This window comes from Enterobacter cloacae complex sp. I1M (genome assembly GCF_014982425.1).
Taxonomy (GTDB): Bacteria; Pseudomonadota; Gammaproteobacteria; order Enterobacterales; family Enterobacteriaceae; genus Enterobacter; species Enterobacter intestinihominis.
This window is the reverse complement of sequence record NZ_JADCLG010000019.1, coordinates 135,341-147,228: the sequence shown is the minus strand read 5'-3', so window position 1 is coordinate 147,228 and position 11,888 is coordinate 135,341. Positions and strand designations below refer to the sequence as shown.

Here is an 11,888-nt window from a genome sequence, read left to right as displayed (position 1 = left end):
TCTTCTGTAGCCAAACTTTTGCTTATACAGATTATAAGTTTAAGTGCTTAACCTGCTGTCGCGAATTCCGGTAGTTTGTAAAACACCATTACTGGAGCAATTCCATGCACATTATCAAAGCTGAAGAACAGCACATTACCGCGATACGCAATATCTATGCTCACCATGTTCTGCATGGTACAGGTAGCTTCGAAACCGAACCTCCGGATACGCAGGAAATGCTTAACCGACTGAGGAACATTCAGTCTCGAGGATTCCCATGGTATGTCGCCCTGCAGGGCGATAAGGTCATCGGCTACTGTTATATTTCCCGTTACCGCGAACGCCATGCTTATCGGTTCACGGTTGAAAATTCGATATATATTGATCCGGCTTATCAGCGACAGGGCGTCGGAAAAGCACTGCTCGATCATGCATTAAAATGGGCCGAATCTCAGGGATATCGTCAGATGATTGCTGTTGTGGGTGACAGCGCTAACGTCGCTTCTGTTGCGCTGCATATCCGCGCAGGATTTACTGAAATAGGCACGTTAAAGGACATTGGTTTCAAACATGGCCGCTGGCTTGACACGGTTTTGCTGCAAATGAAACTGGGTGAAGGGAATAGTACTCTGCCAGAAGATTCAGATCTTATGCTCTGAGGCAGGAATAAGGGGGCGTCTGCCCCCTTTATGTTTATTTCAATCGCTTACCTGTTTCATCAACGACTTTCTCGCCGTCTTCCTTAGCAAATGCGCCTTTTTGCGCATCCGGAAGAATATCCAGTACCACTTCGGAAGGGCGGCAAAGGCGCGTTCCCAACGGTGTCACCACAATCGGGCGGTTAATCAGGATCGGATGCTGAAGCATAAAATCGATTAACTGATCGTCAGTAAACTTGTCTTCGGCAAGCCCCAGTTCTTCATAAGGCTCGACATTTTTACGCAGCAGCGCCCGTACTGTAATCCCCATATCTGCGATAAGTTTGACCAACTCATCGCGTGACGGTGGATTTTCAAGGTAATGAATGACTGTCGGTTCATTACCGCTGTTGCGGATCATCTCCAGCGTATTACGCGACGTGCCGCAGGCTGGGTTGTGATAAATGGTGATGTTGCTCATATCGGTATCTCATTACAAAGTGAAAGAGAGACGTAGCGCCAGCGCGGCTAGCGTTACAAACAGCACAGGCAGAGTCATGACGATCCCGGTGCGGAAATAGTATCCCCAGGTGATGGTCATATTCTTCTGTGAAAGGACATGCAGCCAGAGCAGCGTTGCCAGGCTACCAATAGGTGTAATTTTCGGGCCCAGATCGCAGCCAATCACGTTGGCGTAGATCATCGCTTCTTTGATAACGCCTGTTGCGGTGCTTCCATCGATAGAAAGAGCGCCAACCAGCACGGTAGGCATGTTGTTCATGATGGAAGACAGGAAAGCCGTCAGGAAGCCAGTACCCAGCGTCGCAGCCCAGAGTCCTTTATCCGCCAGTACGTTCAGCACACCGGAAAGGTATTCGGTTAGCCCGGCGTTGCGCAGACCGTAGACCACCAGGTACATCCCCAATGAGAAGATGACGATCTGCCATGGCGCACCGCGCAGCACTTTGCCGGTGTTAATGGCATGGCCTCGTTTAGCTACTGCAAACAGGATCACAGCTCCAACAGCCGCAATTGCACTAACGGGAATACCGAGCGGCTCGAGGACAAAGAACCCAACCAGCAGAAGAATTAAAACTATCCAGCCGGTTCTGAAGGTTGCCAGATCTTTAATCGCCTTTGCCGGTGCTTTCAGGAGAGCCAGGTCGTAAGTCGGTGGAATATCTTTGCGGAAGAACAGATGCAGCATCACCAGCGTGGCGATAATAGCGGCAATATCCACCGGCACCATTACCGACGCATACTCAGTGAAGCCCAGTCCAAAGAAGTCCGCCGAGACGATATTCACCAGGTTCGACACGATAAGCGGCAGGCTGGCCGTATCGGCAATAAAACCGGCAGCCATGACGAATGCCAGCGTGGTGCCTTTGCTGAACCCTAATGCAAGCAGCATGGCGATGACTATCGGCGTCAGAATAAGTGCCGCACCATCGTTGGCAAACAGTGCCGCCACCGCCGCACCGAGCAGAACGATATACGTAAAGAGCAAACGTCCACGACCGTTACCCCAGCGGGAAACGTGCAGCGCTGCCCATTCGAAAAAACCGGACTCATCAAGCAGCAGGCTGATAATAATTACGGCAATAAAGGTCGCCGTCGCGTTCCAGACGATATTCCACACCACCGGAATATCGCCCACATGCACAACGCCTGATATCAGAGCCAGTCCCGCGCCCAGCATTGCACTCCAGCCGATCCCTAATCCCTTCGGTTGCCAGATAACCAAAACAATGGTCAGGACAAAAATAGCGCCTGCCAGTAACATAAAACCTCCTGACAGGGCGACTTTGCCGCCCTGTATATGCCAAAAAATTAACTCATCAACTCTCTGAGCTTTTCAATACCGGCGGGCTCTGACGCCAGCACCGGAACAAGCGCTATACGCTCAGCGTGCTGATTCTTAACAGCCTCAATCTGAGGCCGTTCCTGCCGGGCGCGCTGGCAAAGCAACGGAGAACGCGTATCCGCAATGGAAAGGCTGTTATTGATAATCCAGCCCCACGGATGAATCCCCGCTCTTTCAAGGTCAGCCCGCAGGTTTGCCGCTTCCAGAACCGGTGTGGTTTCAGGAAGCGTAACAAGCAGAACTTTGGTTCTATCCGGATCCTGAAGCTGCATCATTGGGGTAGTAAAATGACCTTTACTCCCCATTTTTTTGGCAATCTCTCGGTGGTAAGCCCCGGTCGCATCCAGCAGCAACAGCGTGTGTCCGGTAGGGGCGGTATCCATGACAACAAACCGTTTACCCGCTTCACGAATCACCCTGGAAAAGGCCTGAAACACGGCAATTTCTTCAGTACAGGGAGAGCGCAAATCCTCCTCCAGTAGCCGTTTCCCTGCTTCGTCCAGATCTCTTCCCTTCGTCTCAAGAACATGCTGGCGATAGCGTTCGGTTTCATCGTGAGGGTTGATGCGGCTGACCTGAAGGTTTTTGAGGCTGCCGTTCAGCGTTTTACTCAGGTGCGCAGCAGGATCAGAGGTCGTGAGATGCACGTCAAATCCCATGTCTGCCAGCCTGACGGCGATAGCCGCTGCCATCGTGGTTTTACCTACGCCACCTTTGCCCATCAACATAATCAGGCCGTGCTCACTGCGAGCAATATCATCGACCAGGCCAGAGAGCGATAAGTTTTGAGGCGTGTACTGGATGTTCGTTACCGGGAGCGGTAATGCCTCAGAACCGGTATCCAGCAGTCCCTTCAAGGCTGAAACACCAACCATATTGACTGGCTGTAGTAATAGGGTATCTGTCGGTAGCTCAGATAAACCGGCAGGAAGATTTGCCAGTGCCTCCTGCTCACGTTGCCATATCGCAGCGGCCAGGGCGTCATGTTCAGCTTCGGCTTTAGGCAGCACACCATTAATCACCAGGTATTGGTTTTTCAGGCCAATTGCGGCGAGTTCTTCATGGGTGCGGGCGACTTCCTGCAGCGTAGATTTTTGCAGTCGCGCAACCAGAACCAGGCGGGTACGTTCAGGATCGGATAACGCCTCTACCGCATGAGCATACTGCTCACGCTGCTTTTCCAGCCCGGCCATTGGGCCAAGACAGGAAGCACCATCTGGATTACTTTCAATGAAGCTACTCCAGGCTCCGGGAAGCTGGAGAAGGCGAATCGTGTGGCCCGTCGGCGCTGTATCAAAAATGATATGATCGAAGCGGGTCAGCAGGGAAGCGTCTGTCAATAAGCCGGTGAACTCATCAAACGCCGCAATCTCAGTGGTACAGGCTCCTGAAAGCTGCTCGCTGATACTGTTAACAACGTCATCAGGCAAAAGACCTTTGATAGGATCAACGATTCTGGAGCGGTATTGTTTGGCGGCTTCCTGCGGGTCGATTTCCAGAGCGGAAAGTCCATGAACTGCTGCCACAGGGCGAATGGTGTTACCGATAGCCTGATCGAATACCTGGCCTACATTGGAGGCTGGATCGGTACTGACCAGCAAAACCCGCTTACCCTGTTCAGCAAGGCGGATTGCCGTCGCGCAGGAAATAGAAGTTTTTCCTACACCTCCCTTACCGGTAAAAAACAGGTAAGGCGGGATATTCTGTAAGAATTTCATATGTCCTCCTGACATACTCAGCAACAGGAAGTATTACCACCACAGCAACTGGTGGGAGCTAACCCTACCTTCTCCAGAGGAATACCGAACCAGCGAGCCAGCTCTGCACGTTTTGGGTATCGCCCTGCCATCACAGTTTCACCGTCCAACAGCAGTAGCGGAAGCCCTTCTGCTCCAGATGCTTCGAGGAATGCTTTCGCTTTCTCATTCTCAACAAAGCTCATGGGCTGCTGCGCCAGGTTGTAACGTTCAACCTGTACGCCACGTCCTTTCAGCCACTGCACATCAGCAGAAAAATCAACCAGAACCTGATCGACATCTGAGCCACATACGCCGGTACTGCAGCACATTGCCGGGTCAAACACCGTTAACGTCTTCATTCTAAATACCTCACATTCGTAAAATCATATATGTTCAGGCAAATTTTTTTAGATGCAAACAGCCTTACCGCTACCTGAGCAGTTTGCCGATGCCAGCTTACGGGCGATGGCCTGTACGTCGTCCTGTTGGCTTAACCAGGCCTGCTCAATCACCTGAGCGGCCCAGGAAGGAATATGCGGGGATAAGCGGTAGTGAACCCACTTGCCCTGTTTACGGTCCAGCAATAGACCACTTTCCCTGAGCATTGCAAGATGACGGGAGATCTTGGGCTGCGACTGCTCCAGCGCCGCGCAAAGATCGCACACGCACAGCTCTCCCATCTCCCTGAGCAGCAGCACGATGCCCAAGCGGGTTTCATCGGAGAGATTTTTGAAGAGTTGTAAGGATGTTAGTAGCATCTGTCCTCCGGTTAGTTTAATAACAGGATACTCTGTAGGTCTAAAATCGCAACAATACATTCGAAAAATCATATATAACTTTTGTTGTGGGATTTTTTTATCATGATATCAGTAAGTTGCTTAACTTATTGATATTCATATTTTTATAAAATTCCCTAAAGGATGTAACCCCCATTCTGATATGCAAACAAAATCTTCAGGGATTCAAGAAATGTTGATAGAACGAACTTCTTATGGCGTTACGCCGATGCTAAACTGAACTAAAGGTTTTATTTGTATGGGTATGCTCAGGGGAAAAAGATGGCTAACGGTAAGGTTCTCAGACAGCTTATAAAAGCTGGAGCGACAGGTGATGTCGCGGCCTTCCGTCGTGTTTCGGAAGTGATCATTGAAGAAGAACGACAAAAACAACATCATCTTCTTGCCAATGACCTTGAACATATTCTTTATGGTGATCATGCGATACAAACCTCTCGAGTGCCCGCTGCACCGCCAGTGCCAGTGGACAAAGAGCGAGGCTTGCCCTTGCTAGATATTAGACAGCCAAGTCGTTCTTTAGATGAAATCGTACTACCTGAATCAAGTTCAGATGCTGTCGAAGAGATACTTGAAGAAAATCGTAGGGCTGATGTGTTACGCACTTACGGAATGAAAGCTATCAGTAAAGTTATTTTTTTTGGTCCTCCTGGGTGCGGTAAAACTCTTGCTGCAGAAGTAGTGGCTTGTGAATTGGATATGCCGTTGGCCATCGTCAGGCTTGATACTCTGGTTTCTTCATATCTTGGTGAAACTGCTGCTAACCTACGCCAAATATTTGATTTTATCTCTCAATACCCAATGGTTGTACTCTTCGATGAGTTTGATGCTATAGGTAAAGAACGTGGGGATAGTGGGGATCATGGTGAGTTAAGACGAGTTGTAAATGCTGTTTTACAAATGATGGATGCATACCAAGGAAAAAGCTTAATTCTTGCAGCAACAAACCATGAACATATCCTGGATAGTGCTATTTGGAGGCGTTTTGACGATGCTATCGAGTTTCCACTACCCGATAAACATCAGTTGTCAGAATTGATGAAACTCAAACTTCGTGGTATTCGCCGCCAGTTTGAGCTTGAAGACGATGAGGTTCTCTCACTATTCCTTGGAAAAAGTGGTGCTGATTTAGAACGGATTGTAAGACGTGCAATCAAGAGAATGATTTTACGTAGCCAAGAGTTTTTGACTCTCAAAGATCTTAAGAATGCACTTTTACGGGAAAATATAAACAAAACTCGTCAGGGATAATAAATGACGGAACAATATCAACATCTTAGTATTGCTAAAGAATCTCTTCAGAACCCTAGACGCACACGCCAGTTCAAAATTCCGAGAACACAGCGTGCTGACTTGCGCTTACATGGACGCATTTTGTCTGAGCAATTACGAAGTATTACACAATTAGCTAATCCACAAATTCCAGGAAGGGATAATGATGGTCGGTATATGCTGAAATTACAGTATACCGGGATGTTAGATATTGCTCATATGGATAGGCATGGAATAGAGTTCGTCAGTCAAGAAGATAAAACAATATGTATTGCCTTTGCTGATGAACGAGGAATCGCTCTTTTTGAGGAACACCTTTCACAGCTTGGTCACGCTCATATAACCTACCAGCAAATTTTAACCGCATTGGATAGCGTTGATGTTTGGACTAATGAGGATCGCAAAAGCTGGTCAGTGAAACAGTATGGGTTTCCTGATTCAGATTCCTTCGGTCTAGATGTTGAGCTGTGGCCGGTAGAAACGACACAACATCCTTCTCGAGCTCGGATCTGCGGAGAATTTGAAAACTGGCTCCGTGAAAATATGATTCATCGCTTGGATAGAATTAATCTTGATAGTTTGCTGATGTACCGAGTAAGAGTAAATTTAGAGCAAGCTGAAAAACTGCTTGAGCACCGTGATGTTCGAATGGTGGATCGTCTTCCTGTCAGTGGAATCTCTTATGAGAAACTGAACAAAGATATCAATTTTATCCCCGAATATATCCCATCTCCATTACCTAATGCCGTAAAAGTTTGCATCCTTGATAGTGGAATTAATACCGCACATCCATTATTGCGTAGTGCAATAGCCGAGAGTGCCTGCTTCGTGGATAATGAAGATGAATCTGACCATTTTGGACATGGTACTGCTGTTGCAGGTATTGCCCTATATGGTGATGTTGAGGCTTGCGATGCTAGCAATTTCTGGCAACCGTCAATGTGGTTATATAACGGCAAAATTCTTAATGCCCAAGGGGAATTTGATACTGCTACGATTGAAACAACTTTGACCGAAGCAGTTGAATATTTCGTTGGTCTAGGATGTCGTATTTTTAACTTATCACTTGGCAATGCAAATGCGCCTTACGATGGAAAGCACATCCGAGGTATTGCTTATGTGCTTGATGTGCTGGCGAGGCGTCACAATATTCTTTTCGTAGTTTCCGCAGGTAATTTTAATGGTAGCAGTGACCCTGATGTTCCAGTAGAAAGTTGGCGGGCAGAGTATCCCAGCTATTTAATCCACGATAGCTCAGTTATTATTGATCCAGCTCCTGCTCTCAATGTTCTAACGGCAGGAAGTTATGCAAGGCATAATGCAACATTTGACGCTCAACGTCGTGCTGATGAAATTAGCCATTTAAGCCCTGCAGGTGAATATCAACCTTCACCATTCACACGGCATGGACCTTCTGTGAAAGGTGCATTTAAACCAGAAATAGTTGCGCACGGTGGAAACTTTGCGGCACCTATGCGTAATGCTGGAGGTCAATGGCGACAACATGCCAGAGGACTTGGTGTGCTAAGCTGCCACCATCAATTCCAAGGAAGTACACTTTTCTCAGAACAAAGTGGAACTAGTTTTTCTGCACCTTATATCACGCACCTCGCTGCACGTTTACTCAATGAATATCCAGATATGTCTGCCAATATGTTGCGAGCGATGCTTGTCAATCACGCTGCGCTGACACCGCAGATGGAGAATACATTCTCAGAAGAGGTTACAGAACATTATAAATCTGCACCTTCAACCCGAAATCGTAGTGTTATTCGAGATGTCGTTGGATATGGAATTGTTGAGGAAGATGGTTTATATCGCTCGTCCGAGGAAGTAGTTGTTATGATGTGTGAAGAGCAAATCTCTGATGATACTCATCAATTCTTTGAGCTTCCATTACCTACATCTTTTTTAAGAACTCAGCGAGCAGTAAGAGAACTGCACATTACTTTAGCGTATTCACCAGCAGTCAGGACAACGCGATTAGATTATACAGCAACGCAAATATCTTACAGGCTTGTTAAAGGTTCTTCGTTGCAAGATGTTCAGCAATACTTTAATCATGATATACAAGATGGTACTGATTCTAGGAATGACGATGCGGTAAGCAATCGTTCTATTACTGCACAACAACGTGATCATGGTACAGTACAATCCTCTAGTTGGACTTTTAAGCAACGGTCTCCAGATGAAAAGTGGTTTGTGGTTGTAACTAGAAATGATCGTGAGTGGGGCACCCCACTTAATAGCCAACATGAACCTTATGCATTAGTTGTTACTGCAACGGACAGAGAAAACGCTGAAGCTAATCTTTATGCCGAAATTGAGGCACGAATTCGTGAGCAGGAGCGTTCCAGGGCTCGGGTAAGTTAAATATAAAGTATTTAGCTTTTAAGCTAGAGGGAAAAAAAGATTCTCAATCTCTATTATAAGAATGCTAATAGGGGTTGAGAATCTTTATACTGCTGAATTTTCACACACCTCGAGAGACTAAACTTTCTACGTAATCTGCATACTTCTGCATCATTTCTCTCCGCCCCTCCAAATACTGCGCATGGTTGTAAGTCCCACGTATCGCGTTCTTATCCACATGTGCTAGCTGCGTTTCTATCCAAGCTGAGTTAAAACCTTCTTCATGGAGGATGGTACTCATCGTGTGGCGGAAACCATGCCCTGTCAGCCTTCCTTTATATCCCAATAACTCAATAACCTGATTAACGCTTTCCTTTGAGATCGGCTTCGTTCGATCGTTACGTCCGACGAATACCAGTGGGTATAGCCCGGTAATAGGTTTAAGTGACTCAAAGAGCTCGACAACCTGATCCGACATCGGAACGATGTGTGGTCGTTTCATCTTCATCACTTCAGCAGGGATCTCCCAAAGCCGCTTTTCAAAATTGATATCCTCCCAGCGGGCAAAACGTAATTCCTGAGTTCGTACCCCTGTAAGCATGATGATTTGAGTCGCAGTCTTGGTAATAACGCTACCGGTGTAACCGGCAAGATCCCTAAGAAAGTGAGGGAGTTCTTCGGCTGTCAGGAATGGAAAATGTGTTTTCTTTGGTGTTGCGAGGGCTGTGGCGAGATCGGGTGCTGGATTGTATTCAGCGCGTCCGGTCACAATCGCATGACGGAATACTTCACCGCAGCGCTGTCTGACTTTGCGCATCTTTTCTAATGCACCACGCTTTTCCATACGACGAAGGGTTTCCAGCAATTCCATGGGCTTAATTTCAGCTATAGGGCGCTTACCGATGTAGGGGAAAATATCCTTTTCAAAGGTATCAATAATTTCATCGCGATAGCGTAATGACCAACGATCCGCTCTCAACTGATGCCATTCACGGGCAATAGCTTCGAAGGTATTTTCATAGTTAAGCTTTTGGGCAATTTTCTCTGCTTTCTTTACTTCACCGGGATCGCTTCCAGCAGACAGCAGCTTTTTCGCAGCATCACGCTTTTCGCGTGCTTGAGCGAGAGAAACCTCGGGATAAACGCCGAAAGCAAGACGCTTTTCTTTACCTGCGTAGCGATACTTTAAACGCCAGTAACGTGAGCCGTTGGTAGTTACTTCAAGGTAGAGGCCTCCACCATCAGATAGCTTATACGGCTTCTCTTTAGGCTTGGCTGTGTCGATTTGTCTAACTGTGAGCTTCATTGGGGGCATCTCAAAATGGGACTATAAATCATGCCCCCCATTATGCCCCCAGAATGCACTTGATTCTGGTAGAGACAGTAGACCTCGGGAGAACATAATCAGCTTTAATTGCGGGTATTATAGGGGATTTGCTTGAGACAGTGGAGTTCTGTAGAGGCTAATTGGCGGAAGATCACAGGAGTCGAACCTGCCCGGGAACGCTGGCGCCCCCAACTGGATTTGAAGTCCAGCCACCTCACCGGAGATGACGATCTTCCGCGCCTGCATTGCTACATGGAGGCGGGGCGCATTATAGCTACTTTCAGGCATTTACCACATACCCCACACCACTTTTTTCACCTCTCTTTTGACCTGAATCCCCCTGTTTCAGCTAATTCTTAAGAAAATCCTCAGGTTAGCATTTCGTGCTCATCAACTTTTATCCCGATCACAAAAAACAAGAAACGTAATCTCTTAACCAGAAAACGCAATACCCGCTCCTGAAACAATGGTTTAAAAAACGGTAACCGGTCTCAGCGCCCCCTACAGCGTGAAGGATAAAAATATGAGCGAAGTCCTGTCAGTAAAAGAGAAGATTGGCTACGGCATGGGAGACGCCGCCAGCCATATCATTTTTGATAACGTCATGCTTTATATGATGTTTTTCTACACCGATATTTTTGGTATTCCCGCCGGGTTTGTCGGCACCATGTTCCTGCTGGCGCGCGCGCTGGATGCGATCTCCGACCCGTGCATGGGGCTGATTGCCGACCGCACCCGCAGCCGCTGGGGCAAGTTCCGCCCGTGGATTTTGTTCGGCGCCATTCCGTTCGGCATCGTCTGCGTGCTGGCCTACACCACGCCGGACCTCAGCCTCAACGGCAAAATGGTTTACGCCGCTATCACCTACACGCTGCTGACCCTGCTTTATACCGTGGTCAACATCCCGTACTGCGCGCTGGGCGGGGTGATCACCAACGACCCGACGCAGCGTATCTCCCTTCAGTCCTGGCGCTTTGTGCTGGCGACGGCGGGCGGCATGCTCTCCACGGTGCTGATGATGCCGCTGGTGAACCTGATCGGCGGCGACGATAAGGCGTTCGGCTTCCAGGGCGGGATCGCCGTGCTGTCGGTGGTCGCGTTCCTGATGCTGGCGTTCTGCTTCTTTACTACCAAAGAGCGCATCCAGGTGCCGCCAAGCACCACCTCCATGCGGGAAGACCTGCGCGATATCTGGCAAAACGACCAGTGGCGCATCGTCGGCGTGCTGACCATCCTTAACATTCTCGCCGTCTGCGTGCGCGGCGGGGCGATGATGTACTACTGCACCTGGATCATGGGCTCGCCGGAAGTGTTCGTCGCGTTCCTCACCACCTACTGCGTCGGCAACCTGATTGGCTCCGCGCTGGCGAAACCGCTCACCGACTGGAAGTGCAAGGTCAGCATCTTCTGGTGGACCAACGCCGCGCTGGCGGTGGTCAGCGTGGCGATGTTCTTCGTGCCGATGCATGCCACCGTGCTGATGTTCGGCTTCATCTTCGTTATCGGCGTGCTGCATCAGCTGGTGACGCCGATTCAGTGGGTAATGATGTCCGATACCGTCGACTACGGCGAATGGACCAACGGCAAACGCCTGACCGGCATCAGCTTTGCAGGCACGCTGTTTGTGCTGAAACTCGGCCTGGCGCTGGGCGGGGCGATGATCGGCTGGATGCTGGCAGGCGGCGGCTACGACGCGGCAGCCAAAACCCAGAACAGCGCGACCATCAGCATCATTATCGGTCTGTTTACGCTGGCTCCGGCGATCTGCTACGTGCTGAGCGCCATTATCGCCAAACGCTACTACACGCTGAAAACCCCCTTCCTGACCAAAATCCTGCGCGAGCTGGCGCAGGGTGCGCGCCGCAATCAGCAGGAGTTTGAAAACCTGCCGGTCAGTAAAGAATTGCAGAACTAAGAGGA

The 11,888-nt window shown here is 48.8% G+C and carries 10 protein-coding genes and 1 tRNA gene; 4 read left to right on the top strand and 7 right to left on the bottom strand.

Annotation, left to right across the window (positions count from 1 at the left end; genetic code table 11):
* Positions 1–104 precede the first annotated feature (104 nt).
* Positions 105–641, top strand: a complete 537-nt coding sequence (locus tag INF86_RS11990; RefSeq protein ID WP_023305190.1) for a GNAT family N-acetyltransferase — start codon at positions 105–107, stop codon at positions 639–641.
* Positions 642–675: 34 nt separating this feature from the next.
* Here INF86_RS11990 and arsC read toward each other — a convergent pair whose 3' ends face one another.
* The 5 genes from arsC to arsR are packed head-to-tail and all read right to left on the bottom strand — an operon-like array spanning position 676 to position 4,981.
* Positions 676–1,101: a glutaredoxin-dependent arsenate reductase gene (arsC, locus tag INF86_RS11985; RefSeq protein ID WP_017880248.1), complete on the bottom strand. Its 426-nt coding sequence runs from the start codon at positions 1,099–1,101 to the stop codon at positions 676–678.
* A gap of 12 nt (positions 1,102–1,113) precedes the next feature.
* Positions 1,114–2,403 (bottom strand): arsenite efflux transporter membrane subunit ArsB, encoded by a 1,290-nt coding sequence (arsB, locus tag INF86_RS11980; protein WP_023305191.1) that lies wholly within the window; start codon positions 2,401–2,403, stop codon positions 1,114–1,116.
* A gap of 47 nt (positions 2,404–2,450) precedes the next feature.
* On the bottom strand, positions 2,451–4,202 hold the full coding sequence (gene arsA, locus INF86_RS11975; RefSeq protein WP_032676722.1) for an arsenite efflux transporter ATPase subunit ArsA: 1,752 nt from the start codon (positions 4,200–4,202) through the stop codon (positions 2,451–2,453).
* 17 nt (positions 4,203–4,219) lie between these two features.
* Positions 4,220–4,582: an arsenite efflux transporter metallochaperone ArsD gene (gene arsD / locus INF86_RS11970; RefSeq protein WP_023305193.1), complete on the bottom strand. Its 363-nt coding sequence runs from the start codon at positions 4,580–4,582 to the stop codon at positions 4,220–4,222.
* Positions 4,583–4,630: 48 nt separating this feature from the next.
* Positions 4,631–4,981, bottom strand: coding sequence for an As(III)-sensing metalloregulatory transcriptional repressor ArsR (arsR, locus tag INF86_RS11965; protein ID WP_023305194.1), 351 nt, complete (start codon positions 4,979–4,981; stop codon positions 4,631–4,633).
* 300 nt (positions 4,982–5,281) lie between these two features.
* Here arsR and INF86_RS11960 point away from each other — a divergent pair, with 300 nt between their 5' ends.
* Both INF86_RS11960 and INF86_RS11955 read left to right on the top strand, forming a co-directional pair.
* On the top strand, positions 5,282–6,268 hold the full coding sequence (locus INF86_RS11960) for an AAA family ATPase (RefSeq protein ID WP_023305195.1): 987 nt from the start codon (positions 5,282–5,284) through the stop codon (positions 6,266–6,268).
* A 3-nt stretch (positions 6,269–6,271) separates the two neighbouring features.
* The gene (locus INF86_RS11955) at positions 6,272–8,662 is read left to right on the top strand and encodes a S8 family peptidase (protein WP_023305196.1); all 2,391 of its coding nucleotides are present in this window, start codon (positions 6,272–6,274) and stop codon (positions 8,660–8,662) included.
* A 100-nt stretch (positions 8,663–8,762) separates the two neighbouring features.
* Here the strand turns inward: INF86_RS11955 and INF86_RS11950 are convergent, their stop codons facing one another.
* Together INF86_RS11950 and INF86_RS11945 are read right to left on the bottom strand one after the other, a co-directional pair.
* Complete coding sequence (locus INF86_RS11950) at positions 8,763–9,947, bottom strand: integrase arm-type DNA-binding domain-containing protein (RefSeq protein WP_023305197.1); 1,185 nt, start codon at positions 9,945–9,947, stop codon at positions 8,763–8,765.
* 162 nt (positions 9,948–10,109) lie between these two features.
* Positions 10,110–10,204 (bottom strand) — tRNA-Sec (locus INF86_RS11945).
* 287 nt (positions 10,205–10,491) lie between these two features.
* Between INF86_RS11945 and INF86_RS11940 the strand changes: the two genes are divergently transcribed.
* A complete protein-coding gene (locus INF86_RS11940) occupies positions 10,492–11,883 on the top strand; it encodes a glycoside-pentoside-hexuronide family transporter (protein WP_015570055.1) in 1,392 nt (463 codons plus the stop codon).
* The last annotated feature ends 5 nt before the right edge of the window (positions 11,884–11,888 follow it).

What these genes read in the sequence shown, in the direction of transcription:
- INF86_RS11990 (WP_023305190.1), top strand. Translation starts at nt 105, where the DNA reads ATGCACATTATCAAAGCTGAAGAACAGCACATTACCGCGATACGCAAT.
- arsA (WP_032676722.1), bottom strand. Translation starts at nt 4,202, where the DNA reads ATGAAATTCTTACAGAATATCCCGCCTTACCTGTTTTTTACCGGTAAG.
- INF86_RS11955 (WP_023305196.1), top strand. Translation starts at nt 6,272, where the DNA reads ATGACGGAACAATATCAACATCTTAGTATTGCTAAAGAATCTCTTCAG.
- INF86_RS11940 (WP_015570055.1), top strand. Translation starts at nt 10,492, where the DNA reads ATGAGCGAAGTCCTGTCAGTAAAAGAGAAGATTGGCTACGGCATGGGA.
- arsC (WP_017880248.1), bottom strand. Translation starts at nt 1,101, where the DNA reads ATGAGCAACATCACCATTTATCACAACCCAGCCTGCGGCACGTCGCGT.
- arsB (WP_023305191.1), bottom strand. Translation starts at nt 2,403, where the DNA reads ATGTTACTGGCAGGCGCTATTTTTGTCCTGACCATTGTTTTGGTTATC.
- arsD (WP_023305193.1), bottom strand. Translation starts at nt 4,582, where the DNA reads ATGAAGACGTTAACGGTGTTTGACCCGGCAATGTGCTGCAGTACCGGC.
- INF86_RS11960 (WP_023305195.1), top strand. Translation starts at nt 5,282, where the DNA reads ATGGCTAACGGTAAGGTTCTCAGACAGCTTATAAAAGCTGGAGCGACA.
- arsR (WP_023305194.1), bottom strand. Translation starts at nt 4,981, where the DNA reads ATGCTACTAACATCCTTACAACTCTTCAAAAATCTCTCCGATGAAACC.
- INF86_RS11950 (WP_023305197.1), bottom strand. Translation starts at nt 9,947, where the DNA reads ATGAAGCTCACAGTTAGACAAATCGACACAGCCAAGCCTAAAGAGAAG.